At 45.0% G+C, this 26,362-nt stretch carries 16 protein-coding genes; 11 read left to right on the forward strand and 5 right to left on the reverse strand.

The window, feature by feature from the left end; translation table 11 throughout:
- Positions 1-99: 99 nt before the first annotated feature.
- The 4 genes from SCB77_RS13320 to SCB77_RS13335 are packed head-to-tail and all read left to right on the forward strand — an operon-like array spanning position 100 to position 4,474.
- Positions 100-1,473: a RagB/SusD family nutrient uptake outer membrane protein gene (locus SCB77_RS13320; protein ID WP_320182498.1), complete on the forward strand. Its 1,374-nt coding sequence runs from the start codon at positions 100-102 to the stop codon at positions 1,471-1,473.
- Between the two features lie 36 nt (positions 1,474-1,509).
- Positions 1,510-2,952 carry a CBM96 family carbohydrate-binding protein gene (locus SCB77_RS13325; RefSeq protein ID WP_320182499.1) on the forward strand — a complete coding sequence of 481 codons (1,443 nt, stop codon included), beginning with the start codon at positions 1,510-1,512 and terminating at the stop codon, positions 2,950-2,952.
- A gap of 1 nt (position 2,953) precedes the next feature.
- A complete protein-coding gene (locus SCB77_RS13330; RefSeq protein ID WP_320182500.1) occupies positions 2,954-3,718 on the forward strand; it encodes a glycoside hydrolase family 16 protein in 765 nt (254 codons plus the stop codon).
- Positions 3,719-3,730: 12 nt separating this feature from the next.
- Complete coding sequence (locus SCB77_RS13335; protein ID WP_320182501.1) at positions 3,731-4,474, forward strand: 6-phosphogluconolactonase; 744 nt, start codon at positions 3,731-3,733, stop codon at positions 4,472-4,474.
- Between the two features lie 65 nt (positions 4,475-4,539).
- Here SCB77_RS13335 and SCB77_RS13340 read toward each other — a convergent pair whose 3' ends face one another.
- Positions 4,540-5,898 carry a glycoside hydrolase family 28 protein gene (locus SCB77_RS13340; protein ID WP_320182502.1) on the reverse strand — a complete coding sequence of 453 codons (1,359 nt, stop codon included), beginning with the start codon at positions 5,896-5,898 and terminating at the stop codon, positions 4,540-4,542.
- A gap of 306 nt (positions 5,899-6,204) precedes the next feature.
- On the opposite strand from SCB77_RS13340, the gene SCB77_RS13345 reads away from it, so the two are divergent.
- Entirely contained in the window at positions 6,205-6,888 is a 684-nt protein-coding gene (locus tag SCB77_RS13345; protein WP_320182503.1) for a TetR/AcrR family transcriptional regulator, read from the forward strand.
- A 131-nt stretch (positions 6,889-7,019) separates the two neighbouring features.
- On the forward strand, positions 7,020-8,126 hold the full coding sequence (locus SCB77_RS13350) for a hypothetical protein (protein WP_320182504.1): 1,107 nt from the start codon (positions 7,020-7,022) through the stop codon (positions 8,124-8,126).
- A gap of 48 nt (positions 8,127-8,174) precedes the next feature.
- Here SCB77_RS13350 and SCB77_RS13355 read toward each other — a convergent pair whose 3' ends face one another.
- The 4 genes from SCB77_RS13355 to SCB77_RS13370 all read right to left on the reverse strand — a co-directional run bounded on the left by SCB77_RS13355 (position 8,175) and on the right by SCB77_RS13370 (position 13,702).
- Entirely contained in the window at positions 8,175-10,634 is a 2,460-nt protein-coding gene (locus tag SCB77_RS13355; protein ID WP_320182505.1) for a phosphocholine-specific phospholipase C, read from the reverse strand.
- Between the two features lie 151 nt (positions 10,635-10,785).
- Complete coding sequence (locus SCB77_RS13360; RefSeq protein ID WP_320182506.1) at positions 10,786-11,424, reverse strand: lipid-A-disaccharide synthase N-terminal domain-containing protein; 639 nt, start codon at positions 11,422-11,424, stop codon at positions 10,786-10,788.
- The gene (locus SCB77_RS13365; protein WP_320182507.1) at positions 11,411-12,130 is read right to left on the reverse strand and encodes a glycosyltransferase family 2 protein; all 720 of its coding nucleotides are present in this window, start codon (positions 12,128-12,130) and stop codon (positions 11,411-11,413) included. The genes SCB77_RS13360 and SCB77_RS13365 overlap by 14 nt, the downstream gene beginning before the upstream one ends.
- A 21-nt stretch (positions 12,131-12,151) precedes the next feature.
- On the reverse strand, positions 12,152-13,702 hold the full coding sequence (locus tag SCB77_RS13370; protein WP_320182508.1) for an ArnT family glycosyltransferase: 1,551 nt from the start codon (positions 13,700-13,702) through the stop codon (positions 12,152-12,154).
- 375 nt (positions 13,703-14,077) lie between these two features.
- On the opposite strand from SCB77_RS13370, the gene SCB77_RS13375 reads away from it, so the two are divergent.
- From SCB77_RS13375 to SCB77_RS13395, 5 genes are all read left to right on the forward strand, one after another.
- Positions 14,078-16,033 carry a glycoside hydrolase family 97 protein gene (locus SCB77_RS13375; RefSeq protein WP_320182509.1) on the forward strand — a complete coding sequence of 652 codons (1,956 nt, stop codon included), beginning with the start codon at positions 14,078-14,080 and terminating at the stop codon, positions 16,031-16,033.
- 46 nt (positions 16,034-16,079) lie between these two features.
- Complete coding sequence (locus SCB77_RS13380) at positions 16,080-20,168, forward strand: two-component regulator propeller domain-containing protein (protein WP_320182510.1); 4,089 nt, start codon at positions 16,080-16,082, stop codon at positions 20,166-20,168.
- 466 nt (positions 20,169-20,634) lie between these two features.
- Positions 20,635-23,763: a SusC/RagA family TonB-linked outer membrane protein gene (locus SCB77_RS13385; protein WP_320182511.1), complete on the forward strand. Its 3,129-nt coding sequence runs from the start codon at positions 20,635-20,637 to the stop codon at positions 23,761-23,763.
- 112 nt (positions 23,764-23,875) lie between these two features.
- A complete protein-coding gene (locus tag SCB77_RS13390) occupies positions 23,876-25,609 on the forward strand; it encodes a RagB/SusD family nutrient uptake outer membrane protein (protein WP_320182512.1) in 1,734 nt (577 codons plus the stop codon).
- 8 nt (positions 25,610-25,617) lie between these two features.
- The gene (locus tag SCB77_RS13395; RefSeq protein WP_320182513.1) at positions 25,618-26,298 is read left to right on the forward strand and encodes a DUF3823 domain-containing protein; all 681 of its coding nucleotides are present in this window, start codon (positions 25,618-25,620) and stop codon (positions 26,296-26,298) included.
- Positions 26,299-26,362: the final 64 nt, after the last annotated feature.

Here is a 26,362-nt window from a genome sequence, read left to right on the forward strand (position 1 = left end):
AAGCAATTCGACATGAGAAATAGTAGGATACAAAAAAAGGAACGGCGAGCGGTTGTTAACATGCCGAGTGCCGGAAGGAACTACCTAAAAAAAATGAAGATGAAAAAATTAGCAATACGTATTATCGGATGTATGGGCATCGTGATGCTCTGCTCCTGTGCCGATTCGATTTTAGATAAAGACCCGATCAGTAGTTTTTCTGCTGGCGGATTTTACAAGACTGCCAGCGATGCACAGGTCGGGGTTTATGGTATTTACAGTGGGGTGCAGTCGGCCTTTAGGCTCAATTTTGCCTATTGGGGCGAAGGAAGGGCGGATGCGGTGCAGACCAACCACGCCGGCGACCCTTTTGCTTTGCAGCAGAACCTGCTCACGCCGATTATTACCTCCGCGAGGTGGGATAATCTGTATGTGATCATCAGCAGAGCAAACTATGCCATCAAATATGTGCCCACGGTTTTCGAAGGAGAGGATAGTGCCTTGCGTAACCAATTATTGGGGCAGTCGCGTGCGCTCCGTGCTCTTGCTTATTTTTACCTGGTACGTGTCTGGGGCGATGTGCCTTTGGTGCTGGAGCCTTACGAAAGTATTGATCAGGAGCTTTTCGTGTCAAAAGCGGCGAGCGAAGCGGTGTTGGATCAGATTGAGGAAGACCTGCTCTTTGCCTCTGCAAACTGTGCGGCGAGCTACGGAGGAGAGCGCAATCGGGTGTTGATCACGAGAGGAGCGGCAGATGCGCTGCTCACACAGGTGTATATGTGGCGTAAGAAATATACCGAAGCGATAGCGTCGGCCGACCGCGTGCTGGATAACTCCCTATACTCGTTGGTAGCCATGAGCGCTTGGAATGATATCTTTGCAGCTGGGCTCAGTTCGGAGAGTATATTCGAAGTTGGCTACAACGAAGTGCAAACCAATTCCCTTCGTGTGCTATATGCTTTGGGGTCCGATCCGGATTATGTGCCGAGTGAAGCGTTCCGTAACTCTTTTGAGGATGGTGATCTGCGACGTGCTAGCATATGGGATACCACACAGGCGCAACCCCGTAAAATATGGAAATTCTTCGGTGAAGGGTTCAATGACGAGAGTGCAGATCCCTCATCAAATAACATTGTGTTGCTGCGCTTGGCGGATATAATGCTGCTTAAGGCTGAGGCTCACGCCAACTTAAACCAGGCCGATCTAGCGCTTCCCTTGCTCAATAGCATTCGTCGTCGTGCCGGCCTTACGGAACTCGATTTGGCGACGGCTAACAGCCTTTATGGTGATTTAGTTGCAACGGTGCTACACGAGCGATCGATTGAGCTCTGTTTCGAAGGTCATCGCTGGTTCGATCTCGTGCGGACAGGCCGCGCCATTGCAACCATGCAGCCTATCAATGGTCTTTCCGATGCACGGAATATTTTTTGGCCGATACATGAGGATGCCATCAATAGAAATCCAAACCTCGAACAAAACGACTTTTACAAATAAGCGAAGCAACGGCTTTGTTTGCTAAATTTTATGATTATGCATTATCTAAAAAATATAACTCGATTGGTTTCCTGTTGCTTCGGCCTGTTGTTTCTGCTGGTCGGATGCGAGATTCAGGAAGATTTTACCTATCAACCTTCCGGTGTTGATGGTAAGCTCGGTGTCTCTGCTTTGGAATATATCCAGTCTAATGACTCCTTGAGTATCCTGCAAGAAGCGATTAGCTATGCCGGTTTGCAGGATTTATACAGCGCTGCCGATCCACGTACGTTTGTCATTCCAAACAACCGGGCTTTCCGAGCCTACTTGCGCAGCAATGCTTACACATCGGTTTCTGATGTGCCATTACCTATCTTGCGCAACCTGCTGCGTTATCATATTGTCAATGCAAGGGTGATTTTTACCGATCCGCAGCTGATGCCGGCCAATCGTCCCATTGCTTATCCTACAGAAAACGGTCAGGTCATGTATCTATCGCATACCAGTACGTTTATAGGACTGATTAATGAAGGAACCAGTATACAATGGCAGATAACAACTTCAAACCTCGAGCCCACCAATGGGGTCATTCATATGGTGAACGCGGTGGTTTACTATGCCGTTCCAACGGGAGATACGAATGCGCCAAATCCGGATCTGGTGCAGGATACCATCTATCCCATTGCTGATGCATTCGTGAACGGTGGATTTGAGTCGGCTGTCAATTTTGGTAGCAACCAGCTGCTCCGCGTGAAACATCTCACCGGCAACGGCGATTATGATCGGAAAGCCTTTATGATGTTTGATCTAGATGATTTTTCTAAAGAAGGTGTGGTGACTGACATGAAGCTGCAGCTCGCCGTTTCGTTTACCCATGCGAAGGGCGTGCCTTTGGGTTTGTACGAGTCGCCGAGCACCACCTGGTCGGAATCTAGCTTGCGATTTAACAATGCTGTTTTTCCGCAGGGAAGTCCTATTGCAAGTATCATCACTTCGAAGGTGTCCACCTTTAATTTTGATATTACGGATTATTACAAAGCGCGCACGACAGCAGGACGTGTCTCGTTCATGTTGGAAGGGGCGGCAGGAGCCGATGAAACCAATGATATCGCGTCCAAAGAGCACCCTACCTTGAATCCGCCTATGCTGATCGCGACGCTTGCCTCAGGACTTAGCAACCTGCAAATCGTGACGAAGAATGATATTTCCGTAAGCAGTGGAGGGGTTTTTGTTTTCAGTGATGAGCTGTTGAAGATCGATGGCGCTGCGGCTAGCGATATCATCTATACGATTGATGAGGTACCGCAAAGCGGATGGTTGATTCGTGGGGCAAGTACCCTGCGGGCCGGAGCACGATTTACACAGGCGGATATCGATCTTAACAACTTGTTGTTTATCCACGATGGTGTGCAAAGTGGGGCAGATCGTCTGGTGCTTTCTGCGCGTGATCGTGCGGGTGCGCTGCTAGAGGATATTCAAATAACGATTAATGTGCAATAGTATGTTTTTAGAACAATTTTCTTTCTTACATGTGATCCGAGTATGTTGTTTGTTAAGCTTGCTCGGCGCATGCTCCTCATCCACGGGCCTGGATGATGAAGAGCTCCCCACGCCTACCGATCGGATTATCTCCTTTTCAGGGTTTGACTGGTTAGTGCGCAAGACAGGGGCAAGCAAGGAGGGACCAGGTCCCAACTTGTTCTCCGATTCGGAGGATAATGTTTGGGTTGACGAGCAAGGGCGCCTCCATTTAAAGATTGTGCAGAAGGGCGGCTTGTGGTATTGTTCGGGGCTGCTGTTGCGGCAAAGTTTGGGCTACGGTAAATATATTTTTTATGTAGCCAGCGACGTCAGTAAGTTGGATCAAAATGTCGTGGGCGGCTTGTTCACCTACCGAACAGATGAGGAGGAGATTGATATCGAATTCTCCAAATGGTCTGACCCGGATAATATGGATTCCCAGTTTGCGGTGCAGCCATCCGAACGCGCAGGAAATAAAGTGCGCTATAACCTCGAGTTGACAGGGGAGCAATCGACGCATTCGTTTGATTGGCAACCCACTTATATCGATTTCTTTAGTCTGCAGGGGCATTCGGCGACGGTAACACCTGATAATCTGATTCGGCAATGGCGTTATACTGGTGCTAATATTCCGCCCGATACGGATGAGCGGCTACGGATAAACCTATGGCTGTTTCGCGGGCAAACCCCTTCCGATAAGAAAGAACAGGAAATGATTATTGAAAAGGTTGAATACATTAAATAGAAAAAAAGAAATATGTCAGTATTGTATGATAACATCCATGTTTTCTTGACGGCAAAGGAAGCGGGGCAAGCAGCAGGGCGTGCAGTTGAGGAGCATCTTGTTTTACTACAAAAGCAGCAGAAAGAAGTTCGGATGATCTTTGCTGCAGCGCCATCACAAGACTATCTGTTAGATTACCTTTCCCAGTCGACGAAAATCGTTTGGGAAAACGTCGTGGCTTTTAATATGGATGAATATATCGGACTTCCTGTAGGGAGTCCGCAGTTATTTGCTTCTTATCTCGAAGATAGACTTTTTTCTAAGGTGACACTTGGTGCTAAATACACGATAAGTGCCGAAGGTGATATTAATGAAGAGATACAGCGGGTGACGGCTGCGATTACTGCTGCACCGATTGATCTGGTGTGTTTGGGTATTGGAGAGAATGGTCACTTGGCTTTTAATGATCCGCCGGTTGCCGATTTCGATGATGATCAGGTAATTAAGGAGGTTGAGTTGGATTTGGTATGTCGGCAACAGCAAGTAAATGACGGCTGCTTTGCAACTTTGGACGATGTTCCTGCTACTGCGCTGACATTGACCATCCCAACGCTGCTTCAAGCAGATGCCCTATTCTGTGTGGTTGTGGGCAAGCACAAGCGCGAAGCTGTAGCTCAAGCTGTGCATGGTGCCATAAGTACAGACTGGCCCGCGACGATTCTGCGCACGCATGCCAACTGTAACTATTTTTTCGATAAAGATTCGTATACCGAATAACGGCCTCTAGGAGATGTTTCGAAAGTAGCCCTATCAATGGGGCTACTTTTTTTAATCTTTATGCGCTATTTGACTGCAGATGGTACTTTTATTTCTTCGCCAATAATGACGTCGTTGAATACGATATTTTCCGTATGGCTAAGACTGATCGCTGTTTTACAGGAATCTATTTTTGTGTTGGAGAAGTGTATGTCCCTTACCTTTTTTGTCGGGAATCCTTGAATAGCTAATCCGGCATTGCTGGCTCTCTTGCAATAAAAGTTGCTCACGAATATGTTATGGATGTCTGTTGCATATCCTTTGCCTTCACCATGGTAGTAGGATGTGATAAACAAGGCATCTTCCACTTCCCCAAAACGGACATTATCGATGTGGATATTACGGATAAAGCCCCCTCTGTCGGGATTTGATTTCAAGTAGATGCCTCTTTTGCAATAGCCGGAAGCAGCGCAGTTCTCTACATATACGTTTTCGACACCTGCAGACATCTCGCTTCCTATTGCCACACCATGTAGCCCTTTAAAGCGGCAGTTTCGTATCACAATATTTGCTGAGCTGATGCCGATTTTCCTACCTTCGTGATCGCGACCAGCCTTGATGGCGACATTGTCATCGGCATTGTTGAAATCGATGTCTTCGATTAGTATATTTTTCGAATACTCTGGATCAAAACCATCATTGTTTTTGTTGAATGCATTGAATTTCACTTTTCGCGCTATGATGTTTTCCGACTTTAAGAAGTGTACGCACCAAAAAGGGGAATTTGCTATGGTGACGCCTTCCACGAGAATGTTTTGACATTGGTAAAATTGGATAAGTTGTGGGCGTAAAAAATAGCCTGATCCAAAGATACGCTCTTCGACAGGTGTATCTTGGTGGTTCATCTCTCGAGTTTTCCGTTGTGCGGGCTTTTGCTTATCGTACCACTGGCTAAATCCATCTTTGCCATTCCCATCGATCGTACCCTCACCGATGATTGCCACATTTTTTACTTTATATGCATAGATCAATGGGCTATAGTTGTAAAGCAGTGTTCCTTCCCAGCTAGTGGGCACAACGGGGAGATAATCCTCCGCGTGCGTTCCGAAGACTAGCTTGGCTCCTTTTTGCAGGTCAATACAGCTGTTGTCGACCATATGTATGGGGCCGTTGATAAGGTAAACACCGGCTGGGACGATGATCCTTCCTCCTCCTTTTTCTTGACATGCTTGCATAGCCTTATCAAAGGCGGGTTTGTTATCGATCAGGGAGTCGCCAACAGCTCCGTAATCCGTCAAATTGATAAAAGTCGTAGATAGATGGGGATTTCCAATTTGTTTGACAATCTCTTCGATGGAATTTTTGAGCGGAGTAGGCTTTTTTTGTACATCGCTGTGACAGCAGTAGAATAAGGTGCAACAAAATAGTAGGGATAAAATCTTCATAATCGTATGGTTGCTTTTTTTAGCTGCATTAAAAATAGGTATTAAAGGGGGGTAAATCCTAATTTTTGGAACAATATGCCGGTTTTTCATTTGTTTGTTTAGTTAAAAAAATAAATTTTCCGGTACTCTTGACTACATGTTTGGAATGTGCAAGAAAGTGTATTTTGAAATAACTTGATAGTAAATGTTCTTTTGGTTTAAAAAATATGTTATACTATTTTTATATGCGCATTGTTTTATTTATTTTTGATAAAAGATAGTGTGCGGCCAATTGTAAATGTGTTTATAACCCTTAATAATCATGTTATGCTCGTTAAGAAAAAAAGAAAGGAAGTTAGTGGTCTCTTGCGAAACAAGTCCAAGACAAAAGAACGATTAATCGCAGGCATAGGCCAAATCTTGGAAGAAGATACGTTCACCGGACTGTCCGTGACTACCGTGTTCAAAAAGTTACGGGTAAATCCCAAACTTATCTACCTCTATTTTGAAAGTTTCGATAATTTGGTCAATACTTTTCTTCAGAGGAAGTTGGAGCAATTGGAGATTGCCGCAAAAGCAGAGAGAAAAGCGTATCGTCTCAACGATTCTGCAGACCTGATCGAGGTGATCATTGCACAGATGGAAAAATTTCATGAGGATGGCGCCCTTAAGAAGTTGATACATTGGAGTCTGGCAGAAAGGCATCACAAGTTGTTAAAGACATTGCAGGAAAGTTATATGAACCATTTTAGGACGCTTTTTCGACTCCTTATGAGAAAGAAAACCATGGCCGATAGGAAACGTTTGGTCGCTGCATTGGATGTTTTGCTTTCTGGTTTCTTTTTTTTGTCGATGTACAGTTCCGCCGACGTTTTTTTCTTAGGTTTTAATATGGCAACAGATGTAGATCGGCAACGCATCTTTGATACATTAAGGCGCTTGCTTTCAGCGGAGGTTCACAAGGAATCAGCAAGGGTTAGAAGTGCTAAAATGCCTATCAAGAAAACGTAATGAACTATAAGCCGTTCTTCTAATAAAAAAAACAACGTAGCATTGGGATTTTAGGTTCCTTTAGCGTACCTTCATTTTGGTTGTAGCGAAGGAGCTTTTCGATGCTACAGCTATAATAACCACGATTGCCAATGAAGAACTTACATTTTTTACTCGCATTTGTTTTACTATATAATTTTTGTGGCCTGTGTGCACAGGTGCAGGATACAAATAGAACGGCTTTGTCGTCCATGCAGGAGACCCAACAGCATTTAGAACAAACCAACAAGCAGTTGGAGGTGTTGAAGGGCTCGTATGAACAGCTCAAATTGCAGTCCGAGAAATTGCTTCGTGCGAATGATAGCATTCGGCATTTGATGTCTGAATCGCAGGAGCTTTCGCTTCAAGAACAGAAGCAGCTTTACGAGACTAACTACGGGATCTTAACGCGATCCTTTCAAGATATTTCGTTGTTGAAGCAGCAGGTAAGAGGTTACAGCCGCCTGCTTGATGTTACTTATGCCGGAACGCTTATAAGTCAATTGAACAACCCGACGAATGTGGAGTTGGGGACAAGCTTTTCAAAAGTATTGCTTGATAATTCGGAAGCTATACTGAGCCGTAATTTAAAAGGTAATGTGAAGAGCAAATTTTCAGAAACGATAAAGCGTGTTGTAAGTATCCCATTGGTTGGTACTATCGTAGAATCAAATCCGATTAGTGCCTTGGTTAAAGGTGTCTATGATCAAGCTTTGTCGTTCGGCGACAATGCGATCAAAGATCAAGATCTGCGAGATTTTTTAAGCAGCATAAAGCCTTATACCGATTTTTATTACACACTTGATCAAACCACGGCTGGGTTCAAGCAGGAGCTATTGGGATATCGACGAGAGTTGGCAACTTTTGATAGAACACTCCTTCGTCATGAAGAAAGATTGCTATCCGCTATGCAAGCCAATGCAGCCAACACACAGGTATCCATCGAAGCGCTATTTCGGTATGCGGATCGACAGCGGTTAACTTTAGCGGAGATTAAGCGTATAAACGATTCATTGCCTGTTTCTAAGACCATCCGTTTGATCAATACATCGCCAGAAATGACGTTGGATCAAAGTGCATTCGAGGAGTCATTCAACAATTACATCGATCAAGTGATCGCTGTACTGGAACGTGCTTCAAAAAATGACAAACTACAGTTTGATGCTAGTACCATTGACAAATTGATTCGCAACCTGCGCAATACACGTATTCGACCATAGCTACATGTTCAATGTGGGGCATGTAGCTATGGGAGTTGTAGCGCCCGTCTACGCGATGCCGCCCATCAACGGATCCGTGCTGCTTGATTGTCCATTTTCTGCGTGTCCCGCATATTGGTAAGCGAAATTTGGGTCTGCGCTATCAGAAATCTCTATATCATACCAACCGTGAGATTTTTCTAGATCCATTTTCCATTTGAAGCTATGCGCACGGAAAGCCTTGCGTCCCTGTTGGTAAGAAAGATCGTCGATTTTGATCTCGCTTTGGTTTTGGGATGTCTCTACAGTAATCGCCATTGATTTTGGCATTTGTGCAATTTTAAATGTAGCTCCTTTCCATAATTTGCTACCCTTAAACGAGCGATAAAAACCGTTCGGTCCGTAAATGCGGATATGGTATGTGTCACCCGCGAATTGGTCTAGTGGCCAATAATAGGCGAGCGGCTCGCCTTGACGAACGGCGAAGTTCCATGTGCTACCGGGCAATGCCTCGCCATGGTAGGGAACTGCAGACATAGCAAAAAATGGTACACCTATTTCTTTGGTACGCGGTAGCTCCTTGCCTACGGCGAAAGTCACGCATAGTGCATGCCGATCTCGATCAATATGGGCATTGACGTTCAGGTCGTAAGGTATTGCGCAGGCCTGCTTTGTGCCTCTTTCCTGTGGCGATTTCCACCACTTATCAAGGCTGTTCTCTGGGCTCACATCGTCTGCATCCAATAGCGTAAAGCCAGAAGGAAGTGCTTTATCCCTCGCCGAGTGAATACGCTCTACATACTCGTCTCTATCTACCGCGGCTATTTCAACTTTATCGGCAGCTTTTATCGGCTCAAACACTGAAGTCAGGTTGCCGCAAATCAGACGGCGCCATTCGCTTAGGTTCTCTTCAACAACGTTTTTGTTGTACTTTTTTTGTAGAAAATATTCCAAAAATTGTATAGGCGAAGTAAGATCGAAAACCTCCGAATTGACGCGGCCGCCTTTACTCCAAGGAGAGGCTACCACCAGCGGAACGCGAAAGCCGAGACCAATAGGACTATCTAGCATGCTGCCCGTATTGCCTGTGCGCTGCCGCTCTTGTTCCAATGTTACATATTCATTCTCTGTACGCATCCCTTTGGGCAAGGCGCCACTTTCTGGGCGTGCGCTATGTGGTGGAACAAACGGTGGTATATGGTCGAAGTAGCCATCGTTTTCGTCGTAGGTAAGTACAAATATTGTTTTTTTCCACACTTCAGGATCAGCCGTAAGGATATCTAAGGCTTCGGAAACATACCAAGCGCCATACCAAGGCGAGCCAGGGTGGTCCGAAAATCGGCATGGCGCGACCAGCCAAGAAACGGTAGGTAAGTTGCCCGATTGTACATCCTGCCTAAACTGGTGGAAAACGTCGCCTTTAGGTACCTGCACCTCTTGTTCGCCGTTGTCGTCGCTATAGCGAATTGTCTCCAATTTATGATAATCCGGGTCTCCTGTATTAGTCGTGAAGGCCTTTTGATGTATAGCTTGTTGGAAGGCGGAGAGCTTTTGGAAAGCTTCCGGACTAAAGGCTTGGATATCGGCACGTAGTTGCTGTGCTTCCTTCTGCCATTTTTTGCGCTCTTCATCGGTGGTTTGTTGCCCAGATGCTAGCGCAGACTCCATCTCCTGCAATTGACGTTGCATATGCCTGTGGTGGGCTGGGTGGAAGCGCACATGATACTGCTTATGGAATTCCAGGTTGTTATCTGTGAAATTGGCGAGCCAATCTTCCTCTTCTCCTTCAAATCCCACGGGTAAGCTTAGCTCATTTTGGTACACCCGCCAAGAGACGTTAGCTTCTTCCAGTCGCTCCGGATAAGTTTTCCAAGAGACATTTTTGTAGTTTATCTGGCCATTGTCTACGTGCGCGGTGGATGCGCCGCTATGCGGTTGCTCGCGTATGCTGGCCGACCAAAAATAGGAACGGTTGGCGCTGGTTCCCGTAAGAGAAGAGCAAAAATGCTGGTCGCAGACCGTAAATGCATCCGCAAAAGCATAGTAAAAAGGGATATCTTCCCGGTTATGGTAGCCCATCGTCAGCGGAAGCTGCTTATAGGCGGGGTTTCCGGCTTTCTTGGCCTCTAGCCACGTATTCATTTTTCCGTCGTTTCGCGCATAAACCATATCTTTCCAGCTATGGGGAAGCGAACCCATCCAGCTAGTTTTGCTGTTCTCCAAATCCAAGCGGAATGGCGTCGAGATACGCTTGTCAGCATCTTGTTGTAGCCACACCGGTAAGCCATTCGGCTGCAAAATGGCTCGAGGATCATTGAATCCTCGAACGCCCTTCAATGTCCCATAGCAGTGATCGAAAGATCTGTTTTCCTGCATCAGAAAAACGATGTGCTCTGCATCGAGGAAGGTAGATCCTTGGGCCGCTTCTATTGCCAATGCACGTTGGATAGAGGAGGGTATAAATTGCGACACACCTGTTGCTCCGGCGAGCAGTGCGGCTTTTTTCAAAAATGATCGTCTATTTTCCATAGTTTTTTCTACTCAAAATATAGCAAAAACAATACTTTTTATTTCTCGCCAAAGCAAGCAATTTCCTATTAAGTCTATGTTAGCTCTCGGAGAATATTTGATCAATAAATGCAACCTATTTTGATCAAGGAGATTGTTGTTTCCAATAGCCTTAGCCCTCTTGCTCTCGGTTCTTGCGTAGCAAGATAATGTTGCGGCTGTAGACCACCGATCCTAAAAGATGTCCGCAGAACAACACCACATCTTCACGTAAGATGGCATAGAGTAAGATCAGTAATGAGCCCGCAAGGCTGATTGCCCAAAAACCGAGCGGCAACAGTGATTCTTTCTTCGATTCAGAATATAACCATTGGTAGATAAATCTACAAGTAAACAAGGTTTGTGAGCTAATTCCGAGCAATAATAACGGACGCGGGATGTGCGCTGAAGCGAACAGTTTTTCCAAATCATAGATATTATTGTTATATCCATAAACGATCAAAAGCACAGGGAAAAGAATGATGAATAGACGCATCAGGCGATGTATCTTTTTCCATTCGCCCTGTAGGCTCATGTTACGGATATAGATGTAGTACGTCAAGGTTTGACCGAGCATGATCGCAAAGTCGTCGCGCAGATAGCCGTAGCAGAAAAGAAGGAATGAGGCCAGTAAACTCAGTTCCCAAAATAGAACCGGCGTAAGTACCTTCTTGCTTTTTTCTGAGCTAATCCATTGAACGATCAGTCTGCTGGAAAATAAAAGTTGCGCGATAGCGCCGATAGCCATAATGATCCACTTATTTACTTCCATCTTCGGCAATCCTGTAGTTGATATATTTTCGTTTCATCCAGAGATATGCAAAGCAATCCTGTAATGGACCCAGCAGTCTATTCCAAAGGGTAAATTTTGATTGGCCGGCCATTCGGGGAAAGTGCTTGACGGTAACCTGCTTTATTTTTCCTTTTTGAAGTAAAATCATGGCCGGCAAAAAACGGTGCAAGCCGGAAAACATGGGTATGCGCTTGGCGTAATCCGTGCGGATGATCTTTAGCGGGCAGCCCGTGTCATCCATGCCATCGTGCGTGAAAAATCTTCGGATCTTGTTGGCTAGTTTCGAGGATATCTTTTTCGAGAAAGAGTCTTTCCGAAGCCGCCTTACGCCTGTGACGAGGTCTTGATTTTCGGCATGTTCAAATAGCAGGTTAAAATCCATTGGATCCGTCTGTAGATCGGCATCGATATAGCCTGTCCATTCGGTGTACACATGGTCGAATCCGGCTTTGATCGCTGCACTTAGTCCATAGTTCCTGTCGAAGGATATGTATTTAAATGATGGATTGGATGTACACTGTTCCCGAATGAGTTTTAGGCTTTCGTCTGTGGATCCGTCATTCACGAAAAGTACCACGCTCTTTTTATGCGCGGCAAAGATATAATCCTGCATCTTCTGAAAAAGACGGTTTAGACTTTCGGCTTCATTGTACACTGGGATAATAATCGTGAATTCAGATTGCATAAAGGTATACTTTGTTTTACGTTATGGAAGTAATATGGCGGCATGCTTGCCTACCACTACCTTTTTAAAGCGGCTCAAATAGTCCGTGAGTGCAGGCTGATGTGCCAGCTTTTCTTGATCAATAAATAGCACACCTGAAGTGTATTTTCCTTCGAGCAGGTTCTCTTCGCTAATTTCCATTACTGGAGCAGAAAGGTATACATCCATATTTTCAGGTCGTCGCATTTGCCAACTGTAATACGTAGATCTTGGATGAGCCGAGGCTAGGGATTTTCCTGCTGAAGCGATGTTCCCATAGCCGATTAGGCTGTTAAATTTGGAGATGCTTATTCCTGCAAAAAAGACGGTTCCCAAAAGGCCGAAGCCAAGTACACGTATAATCTGTAGATACTGCTGCCGCCGGATAATAAGATATAGGCCATAACAACCGGAGGCGGTAAGGGTCAAGGTTGCAGCGACTAGCAGCGGCGAACTCAGGTCTAGATTAGGCATGCTATCCTTTGCGATGAAAAAAGCAGGTAATGCTAACATGAAAACCAAAGCGGGCAAGGCTAATGTGATTAGGGTAAACAAGTTGTCTTTTAAGTTGCTTTGAAGCAAAAAGCTGTAATAGATGATAAATGGGAATGCCGGTAACAAGTAGATCACAATTTTGGAGCTTACCACGGATAGGAACAGCAACGTGCATAGGCTACTTAAGCCAAAGAATACGGCAAGATCGCTGGGACGTTTTTTGGATCTGATGCGTCCAATAATGACCGATAGTATGAACAGCGACCAAGGAGCAAGTGCATACCAAATACTGATGCCATAGTAGTAAAAAGGTGCTTTATGATGGAAGGAATCCACTGCTCGATTTACGGTTTGATGCACCAAAAGCCCATACAGGTAATCTTTTCCGCCCTCGAGCCATACACCCAAAAACCAACATGCACAAAGCAATAACAACAAAAGTAAGCCGCGCCAATGCCAATATCGGCCAATATCACGGAGCTTTCTCTTTGCTAACAAGAAGCAAATACTACTGACCAAAGGTACAATAATGCCCATTGGTCCTTTGGTAAATACGGCTAGAAAAACACCGAGAACAAAAAGAAGTTGCCCTGTTTTTAAGTCTATATCTTCCGTATACATCCGGTAAAAGATATACAAAGCATAGGTAATGAATAGACACATTAACATATCCATACGGAGCACGATGCTACTGCCAATAAAAAATACTGCAGTGAATAAGGCTAATCCAGCTGTCGCTCGCGCTACTGCCGAAAGCTCACTTTTTGTCCAGACATCCATTATTTTAATAATGAGTAAACTTGGCAATACCGAGAGAAAAGATAAAGCTACAAGACTATGCTTGCCGAAAAGCAGCTTGCACAGCATAACTAACCAAAGGTAAAGTGGTGGCTTGTCGGAATAGAATTCGCCATGGTGCATAAAAGCGAAGAAGCGTCCCAGACCCAGGTTTTCATCGGCAATACTCAGGTAACGGAGTTCATTATCGGGCGTAAAATCACGCAGTAAAAATTGAGGAAGTAAGCTGATGAAAAAAAGGACAAAATGTATGGGTTTCATGTGTCTATCTAGAGGTCGCGCTTAGCTTTGTTTTGCGTAAATATCTTAATCTTAATTCGTTTTGTCAATACTTCCTTTAAACTATTTTACCTATAGTTAGCTTACTCGGATGAAAGGTCTATGATGTTCCGCTAATCGAATAGCATACAACAATAAGTTAACGAATGGCGTCGACGTATATTTTATTACGCGTCAAACTTTTATAAATGTATTTTTTACATTTATAAAATTATACTATCTTTATCGCAGGCATAACCAATGCTTGGAAAAGATCTCTATGGTTCGGCTGGTTCTTGGCTGTGGCTTTGGATCGATGGAAAAATCAAGTTATGTTGTTACCATGTATGTTATTTATAAAATTTTTAATAAAGCATTATGAACAGGATTAAACGGACGCTCTGTGGTATTTTGGTTTTATGGTCATCTTCCGCTGTGTTAGCACAGGAGATAGCCACCGTCAGTAGCCCAAATGAAAAACTTCAGGTTGCGTTATCGTTGGAGCAAGGGAAACTCTATTATACGGTACAACTCGATGGTAAAGCAATGTTGGAGAAGTCGCCGCTTGGAATCCGTGGAAGCAATAACGATCTTTCGTCAGGACTACGTTTCTTAGAAAAGCAGACCAAGGAGATTGATGAAAACTACAGCGAGCCAAAGATTAAGGTCAGTCAGGTACATTATCAGGCCAATGAACTATCCTGCAACTTAGAAAATAACAATAAGCAACGGTTGACCGTGATTTTTCGGATCAGCAATAACGATGTTGCTTTTCGGTACCATATACCCCAAGTGGGCGAGCCGGCCAATATGCTGATTGAAGAAGAGCTAAGCGGATTTAAATTTCCATCTATCAGCACCACTTTCTTGACACCACAGGCAACGCCTATGATCGGTTGGATGAAAACTAAGCCAAGCTACGAAGAGGAGTATATCGCAGATGATGTACTAGGTAAGCCGTCCAAATATGGAGTCGGTTATACCTTTCCAGCCTTGTTTCACATAGGCGATAGAGGTTGGGTCTTAGTTTCAGAAACCGGTGTAAATTCGCTTTACTGCGGTTCAAAATTGGGCGAAGGCACGAAAGATGGTCTTTATAAAATAGCTTTTCCAGAAGCGGGTGAAAACAATGGGATCGGACGTCCGAATCCTACCATAGCGCTACCCGGCTACACGCCTTGGCGTACCATTACCGTTGGCGAAAGCTTAAAGCCGATTGTCGAAACGACCATTCCGTTTGATTTGGTTACACCACAATATACGGCGTCCAAAGAATACTCCTTTGGCCGTGCAACATGGAGCTGGTTGGAATGGCAAGACGGCAGTATCAACTTTGAAGATCAGAAGAAATTTATTGATCTTTCTGCTGCTATGGGCTATGAATTTACCTTGGTAGACAATTGGTGGGATTCAAAGATAGGGCACAAGAAAATCGAAGAATTGGTGGACTATGGCAAAGACAAGGGTGTGGGTATATGCTTGTGGTACAACTCCAACGGTTTTTGGAATGACGCCCCGCAAGGACCTAAAAATAGGATGAATACAGCGGTAGCGCGCAAGAAGGAAATGGAATGGATGCAGCGCATCGGTGTGAAAGGTATCAAGGTCGATTTCTTCGGAGGCGATAAGCAAGAGACGCTAAAGCTTTATGAGGATATCCTTTCTGATGCCAACGATTACGGCTTGGTTGTTATTTTCCACGGCTGTACATTACCACGCGGATGGGAACGCATGTACCCGAATTTTGTGGGGAGCGAAGCCGTATTAGCTTCCGAAAACCTTATTTTCACACAGCATGCCAATGATACCGAAGCCTACAATGCCAGCCTGCATCCTTTTATTAGAAATGCCGTGGCCTCGATGGATTTCGGACCTGTGCTGTTGAACAAAAGACATAACCGCGAAAATAACGGTGGTACCATACGCAAGACAACGGAAACCTTCCAAGCGGCAACAGCCGTCGTTTTCCAAACACCTGTGCAGAACTTCGGAATCACGCCAAACAACCTCTCCGATGCGTCCCCAGCAGCGATCGACTTTTTGAAGAAGGTGCCGACTACCTGGGATGAAACACGCTTGTTGGATGGATATCCGGGCAAGTATGTAGTGCTGGCCAGAAGACATGCTGATACTTGGTACATCGCAGCAATTAATGCTGAGGTTGGGGATAAGCAGCTAGATATCGCTTTGCCCATGCTAAAAGAGGGATCAATGCTACTAGTTCATGATAATAAAGTACGTAATGCAGAACAGAAGGGTTTATCTTTGCCAAAGAATAAACGTATCAAGCTGACCGTACCTGCTGGAGGAGCTGCCATTATTGTTGGTAAATAGCGATTATGTGAAGGTAAAGGGGAGGCAAAGTTTTATGCTGTTGTATATGAGGGGATGGCTTCTTTTTTTGAATCACTTGACGGCTGTCAACATGCTGCCTAGCGAAGGTTACTGCATCTCGATATGGAGAAAGGTAGCTGGTATATTTTTACTTTGCTTTTTATGCAACGTTGCTTTGTTGGGTCAGCCCAGCAAAGCAACGTTTTTTTCTTTACAGGATGGTCTGTCCAATCAGCAGGTGCTGGACATTGCTCATGACGAGGATGGCTTTGTGTGGATTGCAACCGAATTGGGACTCAATCGCTTCGCTAGTAAATCCTTTGTTAGCTTTTTTAAAGCGGATGAGGCCGATGGTACATCGGTCAATAGCAATGAAATCAATACTTTGCTGTATGATAGCGGCAAGCTTTACATCGGTACGCGGGCTGATGGTCTCAATGTATTGGATCTACAGAGCAACCGTTTTACCTATTACCAACATGATCCGAAAGACGAAAGCTCTATTGCGACCAACGACATTACAGATATCCTAAAAGGGAGTGATGGCTACCTGTGGCTAGCTACCTATCACCAAGGGTTGCAGCGCTTTGATTCCGCGGGGAAGTCCTTCCTGCGTTACAATCAAAAAGCACTGCCCAAACTGCCAGAGAATGGTATATGGTCCTTAGCGGAAGATCAGCAAGGCATGCTATACATGGGGCACGTCAATAAAGGGGTTTCTATTTTCGATCGGAAGACGAAAGCGCTAAGGCAACTCACGCTGCAACATGGACTGCCTGATGGGGAGGTCAAGGCATTGTTTTGCGATAGCCACAATAATATTTGGATGGGGACGCGAAGAGGGCTTGCGGTATATCATCCTCGAACGGGAACAATCGAACAAATTTCCTTAGCAAGCAAATCGAAGAATAAACAGGAGCCTTTTATTTACAGTATTAAGGAAGTCGGAGACGCGATCTATGTAGGGGCGGAATCATCACAACTATTCATCCTGTATCCACGGTATCATCTCGACAACAAGGTGCAGGCTTTTGTGCCGGTAGATGCTTTCCAACTGGGGCGTGGGCGCAATTCTTCTGTGCAGGATATCGCGCCGGATCGTTTCGGAAATATCTGGATGGGGCTCTATGGCGGTGGTATTGGATTTATCAGCCACATGAACAGTTTTTTTTCTGTTTTTCCCTCCCGAAGTCAAGGTGCGGTAGCTGGGCTGTCTACAGTAAGTGGCATCGTGGAAGGGCGGTCTGGTAATATGTGGCTGACAACAGAAGGCGACGGGCTCGTAGGTCTTGATGAAGCCGGTGTCTTGCCCAGCACAAATTTGCTTCGAAAAGAGCTGCCCGACGATTTTTTGTTGGCTGCGTTCAAAGATAGCCGTGGCGCGATATGGGCTGGATTACAGCAGGGCGGTGTGGCTATTTTCGATGAGAAGAGCGCTAGTTGGCGTCGAGTCGATTTGGGCGAACGAGCTACGGAGGTGCGCGCGATGATGGAAGACCGCCAAGGACATATTTGGCTGGCGGCACAGCAAGGATTATTCATCTACGATCCGCTATCGCGGAAAGTGGAGAAGCTGTTGGTTAATCGACCGATGTTAGGGGACTACGCACCTAGGGCAATTGTCGAAGATAAGGACGGTAAAATTTGGGTGGGAACCTACGGTCAGGGACTCTATGTGTTTAACGCGGAGCGAAAAGTGTTGCACAAATTTTCGACAGATAATGGTTTGAAGAGCAACACCATCAACCATCTTTTTCGTGACCGAGACAATAATATATGGGTCGCCACCAACGAGGGGATAGGGTTTCACAGCGCGAATAGCGAGCTTGATGAGCTGATCTGTTTGGTGCCCGAAGGAGGCAACGCTTGGGCCAACATCAATGCCTTGGCCGAAGACCGAAATGGTAATATTTGGTGTTCCAGCAAGTCGGGACTACTGCGTTACCTGCCAACAGAAAAGAAGTTTCTTACTTACGATGCCGCCTTCGGAATTCCGCTTGGTGGGTTTATCAATAATAGCGTGGGTATGGATCGCAACGGACGCTTGTACTTTGGTATGCATGAGGGAGTCTGCTATTTTGATCCGGCAGCAATCCCTATCAAGTTGAAAACTCCTCCCATTCGCATGAGTCGTTTTATGGTCTTTCAATCGGGCGAATCCCAGTCTCCATCGCTAAAGTACATTGCTACAACGGAAAAAATTGCTTTGAAGCATAATGAGAATAGCTTCCGACTGGAACTGGCGGTTATGGACTATGCTATGGACGATCTGGTTGAATTTAGCTATAAGCTACAAGGGCTGGATGCGGATTGGATCTTTCTGGGAAATGAGAAGAATTTGGATTTTCGTAATATTCCTTTCGGCGACTACGAACTGCGCATCCGCACACGATTGAAAAACGGCGTCTGGTCGTCAGATTATCAGCGTGTGTTTATCGCTATTGCAGCACCTTTTTACCTCAGCAAATGGGCGGTGGCTACCTATGTGCTGTTAGGTGCATTATTGGCCTTTGTGTTGATTTTCTTTTACAGCAGGAAGATCAAGGCCGAAGCTGAACTACGGGTAAAGGAAGCGCAGCTGGAGCAGGAGGAACATCTGTATACCGAGCGACTAAATTTTTATACGAATATCACGCATGAACTGCGCACGCCATTAACACTGATATTGGGGCCCTTGGATGATCTTTTGCAGGAAGATAGACTGGAATCCAAACAGCGCGGTCTGTTGCAAATGGTGCAAAAAAGCGCCAATCGGCTGTTTACACTGGTCAATCAGCTACTAGAATTTCGTAAGGTAGAGTCGCAACATAAAGCCTTGATTTTGGGCGAAGGATATTTGGCGGAGATGCTTCGTGAAATTGCCTGTCGATATGCAGAACTGAACGCCAAAAAGAATGTACATATCAGCGCAGAAATGCCTGCGGAAGACATCAATACAGCTTTTGATGCGGAGATTGTGCAGTTGATTATCGATAATTTGATGTCCAATGCCTATAAATATACCGATAAAGGACATATCAAGCTACGCTTGGAATATCAAGAGGAGGCTTTGAGCAATTGGGCATTGATCACGGTCGAAGATAGTGGCATAGGGATCGCAGCGGACGAATTGGATAAAATTTTCGATAAGTTTTACCAAATTCAACGTCCAGCAATGCAGGGCACGGGGGTAGGCTTGGCTTTGGTCAAAGAGCTGGCGGCTATTCACTACGGACGGGTCAGCGTGTTGAGTACGCTTGGTCAAGGCAGTATCTTCTCGGTACGCTTGCTGGCCAATCGTGTGCAAGCCAATCCACCTGTTGGCATCGAGCGTAGGGAGGGCAGCGGCGATGAGCTCTCATCCGATAATCAACGTCCGTTGGTTTTGTTGGTCGAGGATGATACAGATCTACGTAACTACCTTTCCTCCTCATTGCGGCTGCATTATGAGGTGCTTACCGCGGAAAACGGTCTGTTAGGTCTCGAGCTAGCCGTCAAGCATATTCCGGATCTGATCTTGAGTGATGTTATGATGCCGGATATGGATGGCTTCCAGCTGCTGGAGAAGCTGAAAGCAGAACGCGAAACGAGCCATATTCCTGTTGTTTTCCTAACGGCAAAGGATACCGAGCTAGACCGCCAAAAGGGATATGACCTCGGAGCAGACTCTTATTTGAATAAGCCGGTAAGTGGACAGTTGCTGCAGCGGCGTATCGAAAACCTGCTCCTCAAGCGTAAAGCCGTCTACACCGAAATCCTGCAGCAGCTCTCCGCCAGTAATACACCTGTAGAACAAACCACAGAAAAAGTGGAATTGTGGCGCGAGAATGCCTTCGTTCAAGATTTCGTACGCATTGTTGAGCAGCATATTCAGGATGAGGTGCTGGATGCGGCCACACTGTCGGACAAGATGAACATGAGTCAATCCACCCTATATCGAAAGCTCAAGGGTATCACCGGCAAGAATATCAACCAATTAGTCCGTAAGGTGCGTATACAAAAAGCTGCTGAGCTGCTCCGCTCAGGCAATCATAATATCACCGAAGTATCGTTTATGGTGGGCATCAACAGTGCTATTTATTTTAGACAATGTTTCAAAGAAGAATTCGGACAGTTGCCTTCCGAGTTTGTCAAGATGCAGGGTAACCGACCCTGATAGGCGGCGCTTGGCTTCCCGAAGAATAACAACGGATTTCGATCTAGAAAACTAGCATGTACCATGTCCTGATCTGTGGACACAAGCATGCTTCCTCTACCCGATATTTTATCTTTTGTGTTTCACCTTCAAAATTTCAAATTCGCCGTTTAACGTAGGTTAATCGGCTTTTTTGACGAAATATTACATGTTTTTTGACGAGAATGTATATGTTAACAAGTGTTAAAATCCCCTAAGTTTGACTTGTTATTCAATTATAGATCTAGGAGCCAATTTAAAACCCATGTCATCATGGTTGTCGAAATTTCCTAGGTTTTTTTAAATCAGGCGTTACGCCAAAATATGTTTTTTATGTATGCACGAACAAACGTGGACCATGTTCCATGAGTGGAATTTTTACTTTTTTATAAAGTACAATTTGAGGGAAGTTTAATAGTATGAAATCAAAAATTGAAAGCTAACATTTATGAAAAACCTAAGAACGCTTTTAGCGTATATGATGCTCTGGATAGTTCCCAGTTTAACCTATGCGCAAGGCAAGATTTCTGGACAGGTCACCAACAAGGATAAGGAGCCCATTATCGGAGCCAGTGTTCTTGTAGAAGGCATGTCTCATTTAATAACCAATACCGATGATAAGGGATCTTTTGAGCTGAAAGCAGCTAAAGGATATCTAATCGTGACCTACGTTGGTTTTAAAACGCAACGGGTTGCAATAGGCGACCAAACCCAATTTAACATTGTTTTGGAAGCGGGTGACCAAACTTTGGAAGATGTGGTGGTCGTAGGATACGGTACGCAGTCCAAGCGTAATATTACTGGAGCGGTAAGTAACATCAAATCCGAAGATATTGTACGTTCATCTTCTTCGACAACTGCTGGAGCATTAGCCGGTAAGGTGCAAGGTATCTCGGTGCGGGCAAAAGATGCGCGCCCAGGTCGTGGTGCTGCCATCGAGATTCGCAATATGGGTAGCCCGTTGTATGTTATTGATGGGGTAGCCTATGGTGGAGAAGAAGGTATGGACTGGGTTGGGACACAACGTGGTTCTGGCGCAGATATTTTTAACGCACTTAATTTAGAAGATATCGAGAGTATCTCCATTTTGAAAGACGCCGCTGCTGCGGTATATGGTTTTCGGGCTTCAAAAGGGGTTGTCTTAGTGACCACCAAAAAGGGGAATAAAGGCGAGTCTGCAAAGGTCAATATCAACGGTTACCAAGGCTGGCAAAATTTAACGCGCTTTCCAACAATGGCCAATGCGGCTCAATATACCCGTGGTTTAGTAGAAACCGCACAAAATGAAGGTCGTGACCCTAGTTTGGTGTATACACCAGAGGAATTGGCGAAATGGCAAGCAGGTACCGAACCTGGTTACCAAGGTTACGATTATTACGATATGGTGATTCGCAAGAATATTCCGCAGAAGTACATCAATGCCAACATTACTGGCGGTGGACAGAAATCTAATTACTTCCTCTCTGTAGGGCATATGGATCAAGAAGCCATGATCAAGGATTTTAACTACAAGCGTACAAATATACAGGCGAATATGGAAGCCGAAGTAGTGAAAGGCTTGACGGTAGGTTCGCAAATTTCTGCCCGTCATGAAGGTACGCAAGATGTCGGTTTGCCAGGCGGAGACGGTTATTTCTCCTCGATCTTGGCCATTATGAAAAATAGACCGACCGTTGGTCCTTATGCTAATGACAATCCTGAATACCCGTACAATACACATGATTTTGCCTACAACCCGGCTATTTTTGATCGTGATATTGTGGGTTATAAAGACAATACCTATTTAGCGGGCAATATCAACTTGTTCGCCACCTACAAAACGGATTTTGGTTTATCTGCAAAAGGAACGGTTTCCTACAATTATACCAATAATAAGTTCGACGGCTTTCAATATACGTATGACGTCTATCGTTACGAAGACGAACAGTATAAAGCTACCAACGGAAGCCGTGCAGGTTGGCGCTATAGTACGACTCGCGAGATGGCTTCACGCTTTGCACAATTTCAAGTCGATTACAACAAACAAATTGGCGATCACACGCTCTCTGCAATGGCCGGCTACGAACGTTCCGACTGGGATAGAACATATAGAGCTCTTGGTACTAATCCATCCAACAACTATATACCATTGATGAGAGTTTTAGGAGAAATAAATTCTGTCGATGATGACTGGGACTATGAAGCGCGTGCTGGTTTTATAGGTCGTTTGAACTATAATTACAAAGGAAAATACCTGTTGGAAGTTTTGGGGAGATACGATGGCTCTTTTAAATATTACGAGGATCGTCGATGGGGGCTTTTCCCGGGCGCTTCTCTAGGCTGGCGTGTCTCTGATGAACCGTTTTTTGCGCCAATTAAAGCCGTAGTAAGCGATCTTAAAATCCGTGCTTCTATTGGGCAAACTGGTATGGAAGAAGGAACCGAAATGCACGGCTATTTAGATGGTTACACATTTGGTGTGGGGGGCGCCATGATCGACGGAGCGTACGTGTCTGGTATACAGGTTCGCGGACTGCCGATACGTAATCTTTCTTGGGTCAAGAATACCAACTATAACGTCGGGGTGGATTTAGCCATGTTCGATAATAAATTGGCTGTTACAGCGGACGCTTTTAAAATTATTCGAACAGGCTTTCCAGGGAAGCGATACGACGTTTTATTGCCTTCTGAAATAGGTTACCAACTGCCAAATGAAAATCTTGGCAAAAATGGATATTATGGAGCCGAGGGAATAGTTACCTACAGCGATAAAATCGGCGAATTGGGTTATGTGGTCAGTGCGAATGTTACTTTCTCCCGTTTCCGTGCGCTAGAATCTTATAAGCCCCGTTTTAGCAGTGCTTGGGATGAGTACCGTTGGTCCAACGAAGATCGTTGGGGCGGTGTATGGTGGGGATACCAAGTCGTTGGACAGTTTCAGTCAATGGAAGAAATTCAAAATCACCCCATCAACAACGACGGGCAGAATAACAAAAACCAATTGCCAGGTGACTTGATCTATAAAGACGTGAATGGCGATGGCGTGATTAACGGCATGGACGAGCGTCCTATAGGCTACCCCACAGGTTGGGCGCCTATGTTGACATTTGGAGGGCGTATAGGTTTGGATTATAAAGGAATTGGGCTAAATATTGATTTCGCGGGTGGTTCTGTACAATCTTGGAATCAAGATTATGAATTACGTAACGCTTTCCATGGTGGCGGAAACTCGCCAGCTTATCTATTAGAAGATAGATGGCATCGTAAAGATCCGTATGATCCAAACAGTGAATGGGTGGCGGGCTATTATCCGGCAGTGCGTAATGGTAATTCTGGGCCGAATGGTCGCAACAGCGATTTTTGGTTGACTAACGTGCGTTACCTGCGCGTTCGCAATCTGGAATTGGGCTACAACCTTCCCAAGTCTATTATCGAGCGCATTAAAGCAAAGAACCTACGTGTTTATGTTAATGCCTCCAATCTCTTCTCTTTTGATAATGTGAAAGGTTTTCAGATTGATCCGGAGATAGAGGCCCCAGCAGCCGTGGTTTACCCACAGCAAAAAGTGTTTATGGTTGGATTTAATTTGACTTTTTAAGATGAGATTGCTAACAAGAAAAATATATATAGGCATTGCTTTATTTTCCGGCTTGTGCTTAGGTAGCTGTGATCATGATGCATGGTTTGACCGCGAATCTAAATCATTAATTATGGAGGAGCCGCTATGGAACGATCCAAAGCTGACGAATGGGTTGTTGGCCAATCTATATGATCGATTGCCTACAATGCATGGGGTTTTTAATACGGGTGGGATGACGGAACTGGATGATGCCATGTGGTCGGGACACCGTGATCAAAACTGGCGAAACGATTTTCAATTTGCGGATGATTATGGGCGCTATTGGGATTATGGCTTGATCAGAGAAATTAATATTGCTTTGGAAAGCATCCAAACGAAAAGCACGTTGCTAACCGAAGACCAAAAAAAACAATTTTTGGCAGAATTACGTTTCATCCGCGCTTTTGTATACTTTGAAATGGTGAAACGTATGGGGGGAGTACCTATCGTCACTACGCAATTGATCTACGACTTCAGTGGTGATCCAACTCCATTGCAAGTTCCACGTGCAAAGGAACACGAAGTTTATGACTTTATTTTTCAGGAACTAGAGGCCGTTAAGGATGATTTAGCGGTAAACAATGCGAGTAAAACTAGAGCAAACAAATATGTGGCCTTGGCTTTGGAAAGCCGCGCTATGCTCTACGCTGCATCGATTGCAAAGTACAACAACTTGATGGCAGCGCCCATCACTACGCCAGGAGGCGAAGTAGGTATACCAGCATCGATGGCTAATGATTATTACACTAAATCACTGGCAGCTTCGCGTGAGATTATCGCGGGGCCTTATCAGCTATTCAATGAAAATGCTGATAAAGGAGCGAACTTTTACGATATGTTAAATAAGAAAACAGGTAGTGAAGTGATTTTTGCCAAAGACTTCGCTACTGGTCTTAAAGTTCATCGTTTTGCTTATGATAATATTGTGAAGACCTTTACAGAAGACAATGAATCCTCTTCTACAATTTCCCCCTCTTTAAATTTTGTAGAAAGTTTCGATTATTTGGATGGTACAAAAGGTACATTGCGCACACGCGATGCTGGCGGAAACTACATTGCCTATAGTACCCCCGATGCATTGTTTGCAAATAAAGATGGTCGTCTTTTCGGAACTGTTATCTACCCAGGAACTTCCTTCCGTGGCCGTTCCGTGAGTATTCAAGCTGGTGTAGCTACTTGGACGAACAATAGCTATCATTTTACGACTGCACAACAACTCGGACAAGCGCATCCTTCTGGTGGTCTTTGGACAGGTTTTGATGGTCCTCAGCTGGATGCTCAAGATGTGAGTAATACGGGTTTCTACATCCGGAAATTTGTGAGTGATGCGCCAGCAGCGAGTACACGCGGTACCTCAGCAGCAAACTGGTGGCCTTGGTTCCGTGTAGGAGAGATTTACTTAAATGCCGCAGAGGCAGCCTTCGAACTAGGACAGGCAGATGCACGTAACTATGTGAATGCTGTGCGTGAGCGTGCCGGTTTCCCTGCCAATAGTATTACCACATTGACCAATGATATCATTCGTAACGAACGTCGCGTGGAACTTGCCTTTGAGGATCATCGCTTTTTTGATTTGAAACGTTGGCGAATCGCCCATTTGGTTTGGAATGGAAGTGAAACGGAAGGAAGTTCGGTAGTCAATGGACTTTTTGCCTACCGCGTTATTCGTCCCGGACATGCTGACGATGGCAAGTATATCTACCAAACGGTACGCCCTACAAGGTTCCGTCGTGCACGTTTTTTCCGTATGGCAAATTATTACGCATCTATAGAACAGGCTGTCCTAAATAACAACCCGAAAATTGTTAGAAACCCATTCCATTAATCTATTGCATGATGAAAACTAAAATTTTAACAACAGTCATCGCAGCGGCAAGTTTACTCTTTGCAGCCTGTGAATACGATAATTTTGAAGCGCCAAAGTCAACACTTTCTGGTCATATCGTTTACGAGGGGAATGCGATCCCGATCCGGAATAACGGTGCGGAGCTTCAACTTTGGCAGGATGGCTTCGCAACAAGGGCGCCAATTCCAGTATATATCAACCAAGACGGGTATTTCTCGGCCTCGCTCTTTGATGGCGAGTATAAATTAACTAGGCTTGGCAATGCGCCTTGGTTGCAACAGTCCAGCGACACCATAATCGTAACGGTGAAGGGTAATACAACAGTCGATGTGCCATCTACACCTTACTACACGGTAACGAATACCACCTTCCAAAAAAACGGTAATATCGTTACAGGGCAGTTTACCGTAAATCGTATTGTGGCCAATTCCAATCTGGAATTTGTACGCTTATACTTGGGAAAAACCTTATTGACCGATCAGGTGCAACGCGACCTTCGTGTGGAAGGAAATGTGGCTAACTTTGCTTTTGGTCAGCCGACCACGCTTTCCGGCGAGATTCCGGAAAACCTACGTGGTCTTGATTTCATCTTTGCGCGCATTGGTGTGAAATCATCTTTAACGGGCGAGTATAACTACAGCCCCGTACAAAAAATTGCCTTAAAGTAGTTGCCGCAATGACTACGCAAATTGGTGCAGGGCTCGCTCTGCACCAAGCAGGCAAACTTATTCA

Origin of the sequence: Sphingobacterium bambusae (assembly GCF_033955345.1) — a bacterium.
Taxonomy (GTDB): Bacteria; Bacteroidota; Bacteroidia; order Sphingobacteriales; family Sphingobacteriaceae; genus Sphingobacterium; species Sphingobacterium bambusae.